General features: G+C 72.0%; 14 protein-coding genes. 6 read left to right on the plus strand and 8 right to left on the minus strand.

Going from position 1 to position 14561, the window contains the following annotated elements:
• Positions 1–1065: 4-alpha-glucanotransferase (locus NCC78_RS15775; protein WP_250795300.1), on the minus strand; the 1065-nt coding region annotated here is incomplete at its 3' end.
• A 148-nt stretch (positions 1066–1213) separates the two neighbouring features.
• On the opposite strand from NCC78_RS15775, the gene NCC78_RS15780 reads away from it, so the two are divergent.
• Positions 1214–1948 carry a YsnF/AvaK domain-containing protein gene (locus tag NCC78_RS15780; RefSeq protein ID WP_250795301.1) on the plus strand — a complete coding sequence of 245 codons (735 nt, stop codon included), beginning with the start codon at positions 1214–1216 and terminating at the stop codon, positions 1946–1948.
• A gap of 70 nt (positions 1949–2018) precedes the next feature.
• On the opposite strand, the gene NCC78_RS15785 is transcribed toward NCC78_RS15780, so the two are convergent.
• From NCC78_RS15785 to NCC78_RS15800, 4 genes are all read right to left on the minus strand, one after another.
• Positions 2019–3227 carry an ABC transporter ATP-binding protein gene (locus tag NCC78_RS15785; protein WP_250795302.1) on the minus strand — a complete coding sequence of 403 codons (1209 nt, stop codon included), beginning with the start codon at positions 3225–3227 and terminating at the stop codon, positions 2019–2021.
• Between the two features lie 9 nt (positions 3228–3236).
• Positions 3237–4070, minus strand: a complete 834-nt coding sequence (locus NCC78_RS15790) for a carbohydrate ABC transporter permease (RefSeq protein WP_250795304.1) — start codon at positions 4068–4070, stop codon at positions 3237–3239.
• 1 nt (position 4071) lies between these two features.
• Positions 4072–5070, minus strand: a complete 999-nt coding sequence (locus NCC78_RS15795) for a carbohydrate ABC transporter permease (RefSeq protein ID WP_250795305.1) — start codon at positions 5068–5070, stop codon at positions 4072–4074.
• Between the two features lie 64 nt (positions 5071–5134).
• Positions 5135–6421: an ABC transporter substrate-binding protein gene (locus tag NCC78_RS15800; protein ID WP_250795306.1), complete on the minus strand. Its 1287-nt coding sequence runs from the start codon at positions 6419–6421 to the stop codon at positions 5135–5137.
• Positions 6422–6657: 236 nt separating this feature from the next.
• Here NCC78_RS15800 and NCC78_RS15805 point away from each other — a divergent pair, with 236 nt between their 5' ends.
• The 4 genes from NCC78_RS15805 (at position 6658) to NCC78_RS15820 (ending at position 9040) form a co-directional block, all read left to right on the plus strand.
• Complete coding sequence (locus NCC78_RS15805) at positions 6658–7236, plus strand: DsbA family protein (RefSeq protein ID WP_250795308.1); 579 nt, start codon at positions 6658–6660, stop codon at positions 7234–7236.
• 155 nt (positions 7237–7391) lie between these two features.
• Positions 7392–8096, plus strand: coding sequence for a VOC family protein (locus NCC78_RS15810; RefSeq protein WP_250795309.1), 705 nt, complete (start codon positions 7392–7394; stop codon positions 8094–8096).
• Between the two features lie 189 nt (positions 8097–8285).
• Positions 8286–8717, plus strand: coding sequence for a RusA family crossover junction endodeoxyribonuclease (locus tag NCC78_RS15815; RefSeq protein WP_250795310.1), 432 nt, complete (start codon positions 8286–8288; stop codon positions 8715–8717).
• Positions 8718–8764: 47 nt separating this feature from the next.
• A complete protein-coding gene (locus tag NCC78_RS15820; protein ID WP_250795311.1) occupies positions 8765–9040 on the plus strand; it encodes a hypothetical protein in 276 nt (91 codons plus the stop codon).
• A gap of 70 nt (positions 9041–9110) precedes the next feature.
• Here NCC78_RS15820 and NCC78_RS15825 read toward each other — a convergent pair whose 3' ends face one another.
• The 3 genes from NCC78_RS15825 to NCC78_RS15835 form a co-directional block, all read right to left on the minus strand.
• Complete coding sequence (locus NCC78_RS15825; protein WP_250795312.1) at positions 9111–9887, minus strand: L,D-transpeptidase family protein; 777 nt, start codon at positions 9885–9887, stop codon at positions 9111–9113.
• Positions 9888–10496: 609 nt separating this feature from the next.
• Positions 10497–11204 (minus strand): HAD family hydrolase, encoded by a 708-nt coding sequence (locus tag NCC78_RS15830; RefSeq protein WP_250795313.1) that lies wholly within the window; start codon positions 11202–11204, stop codon positions 10497–10499.
• 95 nt (positions 11205–11299) lie between these two features.
• Positions 11300–14005 (minus strand): MGH1-like glycoside hydrolase domain-containing protein, encoded by a 2706-nt coding sequence (locus NCC78_RS15835; protein ID WP_250795314.1) that lies wholly within the window; start codon positions 14003–14005, stop codon positions 11300–11302.
• 42 nt (positions 14006–14047) lie between these two features.
• On the opposite strand from NCC78_RS15835, the gene NCC78_RS15840 reads away from it, so the two are divergent.
• Positions 14048–14561: glycogen debranching enzyme N-terminal domain-containing protein (locus NCC78_RS15840; RefSeq protein ID WP_250795315.1), on the plus strand; the 514-nt coding region annotated here is incomplete at its 3' end.

The raw sequence follows: 14561 nt of genomic DNA on the forward strand, positions 1-14561 counted from the left end.
GAGCTGCCAGCCGTCCGCGCCCCCCGGGTCGATGCCCACCGCGAGGTCGTGCACGACGCCGACCGGCATCCCGGCCGTCCGGGCAGCCGCCGCGGCGGCGTCCAGCTGCCGGTCGCAGAGGTGTTGCAGCCACGCGTGGAAGGCCACCCGGTCGGCCGCGCGGGCGCGTTCGGCGGCCACCGCCGGCCCGTCCGGGCGGCGCAGCTCCGCCGGCCAGGAGCGCCAGTCGTTGCCGTGCCGCTCGGCCAGCGCGCACCAGGTGGCGAAGGCGGCCAGGTCAGGGTCGGCGGTCAGGTCGACCGGCTCGGCGTACGGCTGGAGCAGTTCCAGGGCGTGCCGTTTCGCCGCCCATACGACGTCGTGGTCGATGAGGTCACCGGCGTCCGGACGCAGCGCGTCGACCACCGCCCGGGTCGCCGGGTCCGCCGCCCGGTAGGCGGGGGTGTCGGCGACGCGCAGGTAGAGCGGGTTGACGAAACGGCGGCTGGACGGCGAGTAGGGCGAGGCGGTTACCGGGTGGGCCGGGCCGGTGGCGTGCAGCGGGTTGAGCAGCACGAACCCGGCGCCGGTCTCCCCCGCCCAGCGGGTGAACGCGGCCAGGTCCCCGAGGTCGCCCATGCCCCAGGAACGCTCGGAGCGCAGCGCGTAGAGCTGGAGCGTCCAGCCCCAGGCGCGCGGCGGCGCCGGCAGCCGGCTCGGCACCACCACCAGTGGCACCTCCCGGGCGTCGCAGGCCAGCCGGTGCCAGCCCAGCGGCAGGTCCCCGGGCAGCTCGCCGTCGACCGCCCGGGTGCCGCCGTACTCCAGCATCACCGTGCCCGGGCCGGGCAGGACCCGGGTCGCCCCCGCCCGCAGCACCACGGTGTCCGGCAGCGCGGCCCCGTCGGCGGCCCGGGCGGCGGCGAGCGCGGCGCTGACCGCCGCCGGGTCGCCGGCGTCCACCCCGAGCAGCCCCAGCACCGCCACGACGGTCTCCGGGGCGATCTCGACGCGTCGGTGCCGCCAGTCCTCGTACCAGGTCGCGACGCCGTGTGCCTGCGCCAGCGCCGCCAGCCGTGGGTCCACGTCCCATCCACCTCCGCCACCCCAGTGGCCCCACCCTGCCACGGGCCGCCGCGCCACGCAGCGTCGTACTCCTATTCAAGGGACCGGCGACGCATCGGCCCCGGGCCGTCGGGTATCCGCGTCGTGACACGAGAGGGAGGTAACGTCCATGAGGTTGAACGCACAGCAGGCCAATTCGCTGTACGGACAGGACGTCAAGGACCGCTCGGGGTCGAAGATCGGCAGCGTTGGTCAGATCTGGGCCGACGCCGCCGGTGAGCCGACCTGGGTCAGCGTGAAGACCGGCGTGATGGGCCAGAAGGAGTCGATGGCTCCGCTGCAGCAGGCCCGGATCACCGACGCGGGGCTCGCGGTCGACTACGACAAGTCGACGGTGAAGAACGCTCCCGCGGTGGACGCCGGCACCGACGAGCCGCTGAACACGGAGCAGATCGAGCAGCTCTACGCGCACTACCGGCTGGCGCCGCAGCCCGCGCCGCCTGCCGCCCGGGGCCGCGCGCCGGGCGCCGGTGAGGACCTCATCCGCTCCGAGGAGCGGCTGCGGGTCGGCACGGAGAGCCAGCCGGCCGGCAAGGCGCGACTGCGCAAGTACGTGGTCTCCGAGAACGTGCACACCACCGTGCCGGTCGAGCACGACGAGGTGTACGTCGAGCGCGAGCCGATCGCCGCCCGGGACGCCCGGGGCGTCCGGGCGGACATCGGCGAGGCCGAGCAGGAGATGACGCTGCGCGCCGAGCGGCCGGTGGTCAGCAAGGACACGGTGCCCGTCGAGCGGGTCCACCTGTCCAAGGACGAGGTCGTGGAGCAGCAGGCCATCGACGACCAGGTCCGCCGGGAGCGCATCGACGCCGACATCCCGGAACCCAGCCGGCGACGTCGCTGACACCTGACGTACGACGGGCGGGTGGGTCGATTCGGCCCACCCGCCCGCAGGCGCGGTCCGCCCGTTTGCGTCAGTCGGCGAGCGCGCCCGCGGCCCGGCCCTCGTGCAGGGTCAGGTTCCGGCCGTTGGACGGGTCGAACAGGTGGATCTTCTCCAGGTTGAACCAGACCCGCCGGTGCTGCCCCTCCGCCACTGGGGACTCGGCGGAGAGCCGGGTCACCAGGCTGGCGCCCGCGCCGGTGAAGTCCGACGCGCCCGCGTCGGCGGCCAGTTCCTCCAGCTCGGCGGCGCTGGCCCGCTCCCCCTCGACGGTGAAGTAGACGTACTTGTCGGAGCCCATCGACTCGACGATGTCGACCGGCGCCTCGAACTCCATGCCGCGCCGGCGGGTGTCGTCGTCGACCAGCTCAGCGTCCTCGAAGTGCTCCGGGCGGATGCCGAGGATCAGCTCGCGCGGCGCGTCCGCGCCCTCCAGTTCGCGGCGGACCCGCTCACCGATCGGCACGTCGCCCAGCGCGGTGCGCAGCTTGCCGTCCTCGACGGCCGCGTGCAGGAAGTTCATCGACGGCGAGCCGATGAAGCCGGCGACGAAGAGGTTGCGCGGGTGGTCGTAGAGCTCCTGCGGCGGGCCGACCTGCTGCACCGCGCCGCCCCGCATGATCACCACGCGGTCGCCGAGGGTCATCGCCTCGGTCTGGTCGTGGGTGACGTAGACGGTGGTGGTGCCGAGCTGCTTCTGCAGGCGCGACACCACGGTGCGCATCTGCACCCGCAGCTTGGCGTCCAGGTTGGACAGCGGCTCGTCCATCAGGAACGCCTTGGGCTGCCGGACGATGGCCCGGCCCATCGCCACCCGCTGGCGCTGGCCGCCGGAGAGGTTGGCCGGCTTGCGGTCCAGCAGCGCGGTCAGCTCCAGGACCTTGGCCGCCTCCTCCACCTTCCGGTTGATCGTCTCCTTGTCCAGCTTCGCCAGCCGCAGCGGGAACGCCATGTTCTCCCGGACGGTCATGTTCGGGTAGAGGGCGTACGACTGGAACACCATCGCGATGTCCCGGTCCCGGGGGGCCTTGTCGTTGACCCGCTGACCGGCGATGCGCAGCTCGCCGGAGCTGATGTCCTCCAGCCCGGCGATCATGTTCAGGGTGGTGGACATCCCGCAGCCGGAGGGACCGACCAGGATGACGAACTCGCCGTCGGCGATCTCCAGGTCGACGTCGGCCACCGCGACGGTCCCGTCCGGGAACTTCTTGCTCACCTTGTCGAGCACGATGTCAGCCACGACTACCACCTATCCCTTGACTGCGCCGGAGGTCAGGCCGGACACGATGCGGCGCTGGAAGAAGAGGACGAACAGGATGATCGGAATGGTGATCACCACGGCGGCGGCGCAGATCGCCCCGGTGGGGTCCTCGAACTGCGACTCGCCGGTGAAGAACGACAGCGCGACCGGCACCGTGCGGGCCCGCTCGGTGGAGGTCAGCGTGATGGCGAAGAGGAAGTCGTTCCAGCAGAAGATGAAGACCAGGATCGCCGTGGTGAACAGCCCCGGCGCGGCCAGCGGGGCGATGACCCGCCGGAACGCCTGGCCCTGGGTGGCGCCGTCCATCTTCGCCGCCTTCTCCAGGTCCCACGGGATCTGCTTGAAGAACGCCGACAGCGTGTAGATCGCCAACGGCAGCGCGAAGGTGATGTACGGCAGGATCAGGCCCGGCCAGGTGTCGAAGAGGCCGAACTGCCGCTCGATCTCGAACAGCGGCGACACCAGCGACACCTGCGGGAACATCGCGATCAGCAGGGAGACCCCGACCAGCAGCCGCTTGCCCGGAAAGTCCAGCCGGCTGATCGCGTACGCGGCCATGGCGCCGAGCACCACCGCGACCGCTGTGGCGATCAGGGCGATGCCGATCGAGTTGACCAGGGCCCGGACGAACTGGTCGGTGGCGAAGATCGTCCGGTAGTTATCCAGCGTCCACTCCCGCGGCCAGAACTTCCCGTCGGTGAGGGTGGCCGGGGTCTTGAACGACAGCGAGGCGATCCAGAGCACCGGGATCAGCGCGAAGACGACCACGATGACGTCCAGCAGACCCCAGCGCAGCCTCGCCCGGGTGGTGGTTTCGGCCATGTCAGCGCCTCTCGGAGTCGTCGCTGCCCGGGGCAGCGGTACCGAACAGCTTCACGAAGACGAAGGCGATGATCGCCACGGTGAGGAAGATCAGCACCGACATCGTGGAGCCGATGCCGAGGTTCAGTCCCCGGATCAGGTTGTTGTAGGCGAGCATCGACACCGACGAGGTCTCGTTGCCGCCGGCGGTCAGCACGAAGATGTTGTCGAAGACCCGGAACGCGTCCAGGGTGCGAAACAGCAGCGCGACCAGGATCGCCGGCTTCATCACCGGCAGCATCACCTTGGTGAACCGCTGCCAGGCGGTGGCGCCGTCGGTGGAGGCGGCCTTGAGCAGGTCCTCCGGCACCAGCGCCAGCCCGGCCATCAGCAGCAGCGCCATGAACGGCGTGGTCTTCCAGATCTCGGCGAGCATGATGATCGCCAGGGAGCTGGCCCGCTCGGTGAGCGGCGCGCCCTCGCTGAACAGGTTGGCCAGGTAGCCGGTCCCCGGCGTCCAGGCGTACCGCCAGGAGAACGCGGCGACCACCGTGACGATGCCGTACGGGATCAGCGCGGCGGTGCGGACGATGCCCCGCCCGACCAGCGTCCGGTGCATGATCAACGCCAGGCCCATGCCGAGCACCAACTCGACGGCCACGGTGACCACCGTGATCAGCATGGTCACCCCGAACGCCGTCCACCAGAACTCGTTGGTCAGCACGGTGACGTAGTTCTCCAGCCCGATGAACTCCCGCTGGTCGGGAAAGCGCAGGTCGAAGCGCTGCAACGACAGCCAGACCGAGTAGATGATCGGGTACGCGGTGACCAGCACCATGACCAGCGCGGCCGGGGCGCAGAGCAGCCAGCCGAGCTTCCGTTCGGCCTTCTTGTTCTCGCTCAACGGCGTCCGGCCCCGCCCGGCCCGCTGGGCGGGCACCGCCGCGTGCCGCCCGGTGGACGAGGTGGCGGTCTCGTCGGCGCTGACGTCCGCGCCGGCGGGAGTGGCGTTGATGCTCATGCCGTCACCTCCAGCAGGTGGGCCACGCGCGACGGCGTCGCGCCGAGGCGGTGGATGCGCGCGGTCACGGCAGAACCCCCTTCGATTCGAGGGCGTCGGCGATGGCATCGCGCAGCTCGTTGGCGGTCTGCTCGGGCTGGATCGCCGACGGCGGCGACAGGATCGCCGACATCACCGTGGAGATGCTCTGGTACGCCGGGGTCAGCGGACGGACCGCCGGCTCCTTGAGCTCCTCCAGGATGGTCTCCTTCATCGGGTACGCCTCCTCCATCTCCGGGTCGTCGTAGACCTTCTCGATGGTCGGCGGCACCCCGTCGTTGATCGCGGAGAACTTCTGGTTCTTCTCGTTGCGGATGCACCTGGCCGCCTCGAAGGACTCCGTCGGGTGCTCGGAGTAGGCGCTGACGGCCATGTTGACCCCGCCGATGGTGACCTTGCTGGGGGTGTTCGCGTCGACGCCCGGCATCCGGGCCCAGGCGACCTTCTTGGCCAGCTCCGGGTCCGCCTCCTGCAGGGCGGGGTAGACGAAGGGCCAGTTGACCTGGAAGGCGCCGGCGCCGGACTGGAACTCCAGCCGGACCGGGTCCTCCGTGGCGTTGCTGAACGACGGCGAGGTCACCCCCGACGTGGCGAACCGCTTGAGCTGGTCGAGGGCCTTGACGGTGCCGGCGTCCATCACGGCCTGCTTGCCGTCCTCGCTGAGGATCCGGCCGCCGGCGCTCTCGGCGAGGGTGTTGTAGAGGACGACCAAGCCCTCGTACTGCGCGCCCATGGTGAGCACCTGGTGCGGCTTGCCCTGCTGCTTCAGCTCCTGAGCCGCGGAGATCATGTCGTCCCAGGTCTTCGGCGCCTCCCGCACCAGGTCGGTGCGGTACCAGAGCAGCTGCACGTTGGTGTTCTTCGGCGCACCGTAGAGCCTGCCCTCGTAGCGGGCGGTATCCAGCGGACCGGCGAGGGTGCCCTGCTCCACCTCGGCCTTGTCCTGGCCGGTCCACTCGCGGATCCAGTCGGCGCTGGCGAACTCCTGGGTCCAGGTGACGTCGAGGCCGAGCACGTCCATGCCGCTGTCCTGGGCGGCGAGCCGGCGGACCAGCTGCACCCGCTGGTCGTCGGCCTGCCGCGGCAGCACCCGGTAGGCGATCCGGTAACGCCCCTGGGCCTGGGCGTTGCAGTCGTCGACCACCTTCTGCAGGTTCTGCTCGGGTGGGTAGTACAGGTTGATCGTGGGCGTACCGCCGTCTCCACCGGAACCGCAGGCGGCCAGCGGCGCCACCAACGCCAACGCCGCGGCCGCGGCCATCGCGCGCACGCGTGGACGGCGTCGGTGTCGGGCCCCGTCAGGGTCGCTCATCACCCCTCCCCTCTTGCTCGGCCAACAGCCGGGGAAAGGCTCCGTGCCCCGGCGCACGGCGAGACGGTCGGAGCCCCGACCAGCGGACGGGTCGCACCCCCGAAGCGTTTCGTGGCCCAACACTGCCCGACCTGCGAAGTCGCGAAACCTGACGCTGGCGAGACGCCGCCGACAGGCTCTGGTGTGGCCAGGATCATCCCGCTGCGGCGACGCCCGGGGGGCCGTACGCTCGGCCGATGGACGCCACGTTCTTCTTCGATCCCGCCTGCCCGTGGACCTGGCGCACCTCGCGCTGGCTGGTCGCCGTCGCCGACGCCCGCAACCTGCGCGTCGAGTGGCGGGCGTTCAGCCTGGCCATTCTCAACGCCGGCAACGTGCCGCCGCAGTTCGCCGAGGCGATGACCGCCTCCTCCCGGGCGCTGCGGCTGGTGGAGGCGTTGCGGGCCGAGGACCGGCACGACGACATCGCCCGGTTCTACGCGGAACTGGGCGCCCGCACCTACGAGGCAGGCGACCCGCTGTCGCCGAAGATCGTGGCCGCGGCCGTGGCGGCGGCCGGCCTGGAGGCGGCGGCGGCGGCTCTCGACGACGAGCGCTGGGACGAGGCGGTGCGCGAGTCGCACGCGCTGGCGTACGCCTCGGCCGGCCCGGACATCGGCTCGCCGGTGCTCATGGTGCCCGGCACGGAGCGGGGCGTCCACGGCCCGATCCTCACCGAGGTGCCCGGCACCGACGACGCCCTGACCATCTGGGACTCCCTGCTCCCCCTGCTGCGCATCCCCGCCTTCCACGAGGTCAAGCGCGGCCGCTCCTGACCCCTCCGACCGGGATCCGCACCCGTTGCCGGAAAGGGTGGCCGTCGAACGACCACGCCTTCCGGGACAACGCGCGCCGGCGCGGTGGGCACGGCGGGGTGGGAACGGCGGGGTGGGAACGGCGGGGTGGGCACCGGGGGCGGCATGATGGGCGCATGATCGCGCGCTTCAAGGACCTCTGTCTCGACGCCGCCGACGCCCGGGGGCTGGGCTCCTTCTGGGCCCGGATCCTCGACGGCGAGGTGGTCGACACCGGCGACGGCGACACCCGGGTCGACCCGCGCGAGGCCCGCTCCGGCGCCGAGTCGATCTGGGTCAACCAGGTGCCCGAGCCGCGTACCGGCAAGACCCGCGTACACCTGGACCTGCGGCTCGCCGACGCGGAGCCGGCGGCGCTGCTCGCGGCCGGCGCCCGGCTGGTGCGCGAGCCCGACACGGAAATCGGCTGGTGGGTGCTGGCCGACCCGGACGGCAACCTGTTTTGCGCCTTCCCGCCCCGCGACGACACCCGCCCGGGGCCGTTCGAGCTGGTCGTCGACGCGGCCGACCCGGCGGCGCAGGCGACCTGGTGGGCCGGGGTGGTCGGCGGCACGGTGGAGACCAGCGGGGAGGGCTACGCCTCGCTGGTCGCAGCCGCCGGCTTCCCCTGGGACCACTGGGTCTTCGACCCGGTGCCGGAGCGCAAGACGGTCAAGAACCGGATGCACTGGGACGTCGACCTGACCGAGGCGACGCCGACCGCGCTGATCAGGGCCGGCGCGACGCTGTTGCGCGAGCCGGACGACGACGTCAGCTGGTGGGTGCTGGCCGACCCGGAGGGCAACGAGTTCTGCGCGTTCGCACCTCGTCCCACCCAGTGAGCGGCAGAGCTACCCAGCGCCCCGCGGGTGGACTAGCGTTTCCCTAGCTCCGCCAGCCAGCGCGTTCGCCGCCGACGTCGATACGCCTCCGGCCGACCCCCAGCCCGCCCGATCGGTTGGTTCTCGCGGGAACTCCCCTCTGCCGGTCCACCGGTTGGGCAGGATCGTCCCCAACGAGGAGGTGCCGTCGTGCAGGACACCCGCGCTCTCGCCCTGATGTTCGAGGTGAGCGGCCTGCCACCGGTCAAGACCGAGGCGCTGTCCATCTTCGCCGCCGGGCACCGGCAGGCGACGAGGGTCCGCGCCCTGCTCCAAGCGGCCTGCGTGGCGGCCCAGCGCACCGGCTGGACCCCGCTCTCCGGGCCGGTCGAGGTGGACCTCGTGCTGCGCTGCCCGCCGGGGCACCGCACCTCCGACGCCAGCAGCCTGCTGGGCGGGGTGTGCGCGGTGCTCCAGGACAAGAAGCGGGTGGCCAGCATCGGCCTGGCGCACCTCGGTGTCCTGGTCGACGTCGCCCTCTACGACGACGACCGGCAGATTCGCCGGTTGTCGTACGCCGAGGAGCCGGCGGAGGAATTCTCGTACCAGGTGCGGGTCGCCGCCGTAGCCGCCCTGGTTTGACCGACGCCCGCGGTGGGGTACCGCGGACGCCGACGAAGGGAGCGCCGATGTCGGAGCCACATGTCACGCTGGACCCTCGGGGGCTCGATCCCGTGCAGCAGAAGCTGCGGGGGCCGCTGGAGGACCAGCTGACCTCGGCGTTGCAGGCGGCGGCGGAACGGGTCCGCGCCAGCTACGCCGGCGAGCCGGTCGAGCAGGTCTGCCAGCGGCTGCTGGACGAGACCCGCTCGGGCCTGCACCCCGACATCGCCGCCGGCTTCAACCCGGACATGGACGAGTTCTGCCGGGTGGCCGTGGCGGTCGTCCGGGGCGAGGCCACCTGAGGGGTGGTCGTCCCGCTCGTGAGCCGGGCGGGACGACGCGCCGGGTGACCGCACGGCGCCGGGCCCGCCCTCAGTACCGGCTCAGGTTCTGCGCGGGGCAGATCACGATGCGCGGGTTGGCGGCCGGGTTCAGCCAGGTCAGCACCCCGACCAGGTGGGCGTGGGAGAGGCTGACGCAGCCCGCGGTGGGGTTGCCCGCCGTGGTGCTGAACTCGTGCAGGAAGATGCCGCTGCCGGCGTTCGGCACGGGCTTCGCCACGTTCGGCGCCATGTTGTAGGTGATCACCGCGAAGTGGTTGTAGGCGGGGATCTCCTTCCAGAGCGCCTCGCTGTAGCCGCCCGGGTTCGTCGTGCTGTGCTGGAAGCTGTTGTACGCCGGCGAGCTCGGGTTCTCGTTCCACCAGTCGTTGGTCACCACCCGGTGGTACGGGTAGCGCACGCCCGGGTTCGCGGCGATGCCGTACATCGTCGGGCCGAACGAGTAGACCCCGGTCGGCGTGGTGGGCACCCCCTCGACGTGGTTGTCGCTGAAGCCCTTCGAGCCGATCCGGGCCGGCAGCGGCGCCGAGATCGGGACCCACCTGCCACCGAGCTGCGCGAACGTCTCCAGGGTGGCGTAGGTGGTGGTGTAGCCGTTGCCGGTGACGAGGACGACCTGCCTGCTGTCCCGCGGGAGGGTGGTCAGCAGGTCGGCGCGGTTCTTGACGTGCCGGCGGGGACGGACCGTGCCGGTCGGGCCGCCGCTGTCGGGGTCGGTGACCACGGCCGCGGCCGGGGTCGCACCGGTGGCCACGACGGGGGCGGCTACGCCCGCCGCCGCCCCGAGGATGAGGGTTCTGCGCTTCATTCCCAAGATCCTGACACTCGTTGCTTCCCCGCGCTGTCCCGAAAACAGTGATTTTTGCTGATCAGTAGGGCCGCGCGGCGACCTGCCTCGCCCGGACGGCCCGCGCCGGCGGGAGGCGAGAATGCCCGGGTACGGGTCAGGACCGGGTCCGCAACTCCCCGGCCCTGACCCCCAACCGTCCGGCGTGGTAGCGGCCATCGCCAGGATGAGCGCGCGGGCGTTGGCACGCCGCCCACGCCGGGCTCACCACGGCGAGCCGGCCCGCCTGCACTCAGCTCCACGGTGCCCAACTACCGGACTTCGGCGCGCCCCGACTCACCCCGAAGAGCCGTGAGCGCCGGATCAGGCTAGGCGCGTTCCTCCAGCTCGGACAAGGTGCGCGGGGGCCACCGAGGAGTGATTGATGTCAAGGACGAAAAGCGGCATGTCGGCGTAACACGGCCGTCGAATTCAGCGCTGTTCCGGGTCGAGGGACCCTGTGTGCGAGGGGTGGCGCGCCGACCCCACGACGCCGGGGCTGCACCGTCGCCGGGCGCCCGTCCACCATGCCACCGCCGGCGGCACGGCGCGCGCAGCCGGGGCGCGCCGTGCGGGGGCCACCGGCGCGGCTCAGAAGTGCCGCAACAGCTCGGGGAAGGCGGCCAGGTGCAGCACGCCCGGGTCGGCCGGGTCCAGCTCGTCGTGCTCCAGCACCCAGGTGTTGTCGTTGGGGATGAACACCGCGTTCATCCCGGCCGCCCGGGCGGGCCGGATGTCGGACTTCGGGGAGTTGCCGATCATCCACGCGGCGGCCGGGTCGAAGCAGTGCTCCTTGATTAGCCACCGGTACGTGTCGACGTCCTTCTCCATCACGATGTGCGCGGCCCGGAAGTGGTGCAGCAGGCCGGAGGCGTCGAGCTTGCGCTGCTGTTCGGCAGGCTCGCCCTTGGTCAGCAGCAGCAGGTGGTGCCGGCCGGCCAGCTCGTCCAGCGCCTCGGCGACCCCCGGCATCAGCTCCACCCGGTGCTCCGCCAGCGCCACGGCCAGGCCCTCCACCTCGCGGCGCTCCGCCTCCGTGGTGGGCCGCTGCCGCAGCCGCTCCAGGCACTCTCCGAGGCTGCGCAGGAAGACCTTGCTGCCGTAGCCGTGCGTCGCCGCGTTGGCCCGCTCGATGTCATCGAGGACGGCCCGGATCTCGACCCGGTCGAGGGTGGGGTGGTCCACCCACGCCAGGAAGTCGTCGATCACCCGCTCGAACAGGACGTTGTTCTCCCAGAGCGTGTCGTCGGCGTCGAAGACGAGCACCTGCCCGGCCCGTCGGCGCGTCGCGTCCTCCATCGGTCCCCCTCCGTGCGCGGCCCGGGTCACCGTACTGCGGCCCGCCGCCCCGGTCACCCGGGTTCTCCCCGGTCGCGGCGGCCGTCACCGGCACGTCAGCGCCGCAGGGTGAGGATCAGGTCGGCGACCAGCGCGGTCCAGCCCGTCTGGTGCCAGGCGCCCAGGCCGGCCCCGTTGTCGCCGTGGAAGTACTCCGGGAAACAGATCAGGTCCCGCCAGTCCGGGTGGGTCTGGAACAGCTGGGCGGCGCCGTAGATCGGGCGTCGGCCCCAGTCGTCGCGGGTGAACAGCGAGATCAGCCGGGCGGAGAGGTCGTCGGCGATCTCGTCGAGCGTGCGCTTCACCCCGGACCGGGTCGGGTACTCCACCTGCAGGTCGTCGCCGAAGAAGGCGGCGTAGTCGCGCAGGGCGCTGATCAGCAGGAAGTTGGTCGGCATCCAGATCGGGCCGCGCCAGTTGGAGTTGCCGCCGAACAGCCCGCTGGTCGACTCGGCCGGCTCGTAGCCGACGCAGAACTCCTGCCCGCCGAGGGTCACCGAGAACGGCTTGTCCAGGTGCGCCCGGGACAGCGTCCGCAGGCCGTAGTCGGAGAGGAACTCGTCGCCGTCGAGCATCCGGGCCAGCAGTCGGACGATCTGCTCCGGGCCGACCATGGAGAGCAGCCGGTGCTGCCGGCCGTCCGGGCCGAGCCGGCGGGCGCCGATCACCTCGGCGTACTCGGGGCGGTTGGTGAGGAACCAGCGCAGCCGGGCGCCCAACTCCGGCAGCTGGTGCAGGGTACGGGCGGTGAGCCGGGTGGTGGCCGCCAGCGGCAGCAGCCCGACCACCGAGCGGACCTTCAGCGGCACCTTCGTGCCGTCGGCGAGCCGCAGCACGTCGTAGAAGAACGCGTCCTCGTCGTCCCAGAGGCCCTGCTCGTACGCGGCCGCCGCGATGTAGGCGAAGTGCTCGAAGAACTTCGTGGCGGTGTCCACCCAGGTGCGGTCGTGCTCGGCCAGCACGATCGCCATGTCGAGCAGGTTCAACGCGTACATGGCCATCCAGCCGGTGCCGTCGGACTGCTCCAGCACCCCGGCGACCGGCAGCGCCGCCGAGCGGTCGAACGGGCCGACGTTGTCCAGGCCGAGGAAGCCGCCCTCGAAGACGTTGTTGCCGCCGGTGTCCTTGCGGTTGACCCACCAGGTGAAGTTGAGCAGCAGCTTGTGCATCACCCGGGCCAGGAAGTCGTGGTCCCGGCCGCCGTCGATCTCGAACACCTTCAGCGCCGCCCAGGCGTGCACCGGCGGGTTGACGTCGCCGAACGCCCACTCGTACGCCGGGATCTGCCCGTTGGGGTGCAGGTACCACTCGCGCAGCAGGAGCAGCAGCTGGTCCTTGGCGAAACCCGGGTCGACCCGGGCGATGCTGACGCAGTGGAAGGCCAGGTCCCAGGCGGCGTACCAGGGGTACTCCCAGGGGTCCGGCATGGAGATCACGTCGAAGCTGGTCATGTGCCACCAGGCGCTGTTGCGCCCGTGCCGGCGCCCCGGCGGCGGCGTCGAGCCGGGGTCGCCCTCCAGCCAGCGCTTGACGTCGAAGTGGTAGAACTGCTTGCCCCACATCAGCCCGGCGATCGCCTGCCGGGCGACCAGGGCCTCGTCCGCGCTGGCGGCGGCCGGGATCACCCCGGCGAAGAAGCGGTTCGCCTCCGCCCGCCGGGCCCAGACCACCGCGTCGAAGCCGTCGCCCAGCTCCGCCGGGGGCGGCGGGGTGCCGCCGGGCGGCGGGGCGGTACGGGTCAGGCGCAGCCTGATCTGCCGCTGGGCGCGCGCCGGCACCTCCAGCACGTAGTGCAGCGCCCCCTTGGTGCCCTCCCCCGCCGGGTTGACCGTCGCGGCCCCGTTGACCACGTGGTCGTTGATGCCGTCCTTCGGGTAGGGCGAGCGGCCGGGCAGCCCCCAGAGCCGCTCGGCGTTGGTGTCGTTGTCGCAGAGCAGCGGGGTGGGCTCGCCGTCGCCCTCCAGCAGCAGCTGGCCCAGGACCCGGTGTTCGCCGACCAGCCGGGAGCCCTCGCCGACCAGCCGGGGCACCCGGTCCGCGCCGGGCAGCCCCCAGGCCCAGGTGTTGCGGAACCACAGGGTGGGCAGCACGTGCAGGGTGCCCGCCCGGTCGCCCCGGTTCGCCACGGTGACCACGATGCACATGTCGGTCGGCGTGGCCTTGGCGTAGTCCACGGTCACCGCCCAGAACCGGTCGTCGTCGAAGATGCCGGTGTCGACCAGCTCGTACTCGGTGTCGTCCCGGCCGCGCAACGCGTTCACCGCGACCAGCTCGTCGTAGGGGAAGGCGGCCTGCGGGTAGTGGTAGCGCCAGCGCATCCAGGAGTGGGTGGGGGTGGAGTCCTCGTACCACCAGTACTCCTTGGCGTCCTCGCCGTGGTTGCCGCCGTCGCCGCCGAGGCCGAACATCCGCTCCTTGAGGATCGGGTCCCTGCCGTTCCACAGCGCCAGGGCGAAGCAGAACGTCTGCCGGTCGTCGCAGACGCCCGCCATGCCGTCCTCTGACCACCGGTAGGCTCGGGACCGCGCGTGGTCGTGGGGGAAGTAGTCCCACGCCGTGCCGTGTTCGCTGTAGTCCTCCCGTACCGTCCCCCACGCCCGTTCGGACAGATAGGGACCCCATGCGCGCCAGTCCTGCTCCCCCGCGTCGGCCTGGGCCAGCCGGAGCCGTTCAGGGTCGGGGGCGGGAACGTTCGGGAGCGACACGTCGGTGATCACCTGCACATCTTCGATGCCGCCGCGGGAGTTCACCACAGCGGCCATTCTCGTCGTGGCGCGTTACACCCCGCGGCCGGTGGAGGAAAGTTGATCGACATTCGTTTCGGCCCGCAGGTCTGCGGAGAGCTGACCAGCGGGGCGACCCGGGAGTGGCTGGTTGCCGACGGCCTCGGGGGCTACGCCACGGGCACGGTCAGCGGGCTGCGCACCCGTCGCTACCACGGCCTGCTGGTGGTCCCCGGTGAGACACCGGCGTCCCGCCGGGTGGGACTGGTCGGTCTCGACCCGGCCGTGCGGCTCGCCTCCGGCGCGCGGGTGCGCCTCGGCGCGCACGAGTGGGCCTCCGGCGACGTCGACCCGCGCGGCTTCGAGTTGCTGGAACGGTTCGACCTGGTCGACGGCCTGCCCCGGTGGCGCTGGCGGATCGGTGACGTGGTCGTCGAGCGGGAGCTGGCCATGGTGCACGGCCGGTCGTGCGTGGCGGTGGTGCACCGGCTGGTCTCCGGCGGGCCGGTCCAGCTCGACCTGGCCGCGGTCTGCACCTGGCGGGACGCGCACGGCGAGCGCCGCGCCGACGGCCCGGCGCCCCGGATGGAGCCGG

Source organism: Micromonospora phytophila (assembly GCF_023656545.1).
In the GTDB taxonomy this organism is placed as follows: Bacteria; Actinomycetota; Actinomycetes; order Mycobacteriales; family Micromonosporaceae; genus Micromonospora; species Micromonospora phytophila.

Bases quoted from the DNA above. Each gene is read 5' to 3' on its own strand.
- NCC78_RS15780 (WP_250795301.1), top strand. From the start codon at position 1,214: ATGAGGTTGAACGCACAGCAGGCCAATTCGCTGTACGGACAGGACGTC.
- NCC78_RS15790 (WP_250795304.1), bottom strand. From the start codon at position 4,070: ATGGCCGAAACCACCACCCGGGCGAGGCTGCGCTGGGGTCTGCTGGAC.
- NCC78_RS15795 (WP_250795305.1), bottom strand. From the start codon at position 5,070: ATGAGCATCAACGCCACTCCCGCCGGCGCGGACGTCAGCGCCGACGAG.
- NCC78_RS15800 (WP_250795306.1), bottom strand. From the start codon at position 6,421: ATGAGCGACCCTGACGGGGCCCGACACCGACGCCGTCCACGCGTGCGC.
- NCC78_RS15805 (WP_250795308.1), top strand. From the start codon at position 6,658: ATGGACGCCACGTTCTTCTTCGATCCCGCCTGCCCGTGGACCTGGCGC.
- NCC78_RS15810 (WP_250795309.1), top strand. From the start codon at position 7,392: ATGATCGCGCGCTTCAAGGACCTCTGTCTCGACGCCGCCGACGCCCGG.
- NCC78_RS15820 (WP_250795311.1), top strand. From the start codon at position 8,765: ATGTCGGAGCCACATGTCACGCTGGACCCTCGGGGGCTCGATCCCGTG.
- NCC78_RS15825 (WP_250795312.1), bottom strand. From the start codon at position 9,887: ATGAAGCGCAGAACCCTCATCCTCGGGGCGGCGGCGGGCGTAGCCGCC.
- NCC78_RS15830 (WP_250795313.1), bottom strand. From the start codon at position 11,204: ATGGAGGACGCGACGCGCCGACGGGCCGGGCAGGTGCTCGTCTTCGAC.
- NCC78_RS15835 (WP_250795314.1), bottom strand. From the start codon at position 14,005: ATGGCCGCTGTGGTGAACTCCCGCGGCGGCATCGAAGATGTGCAGGTG.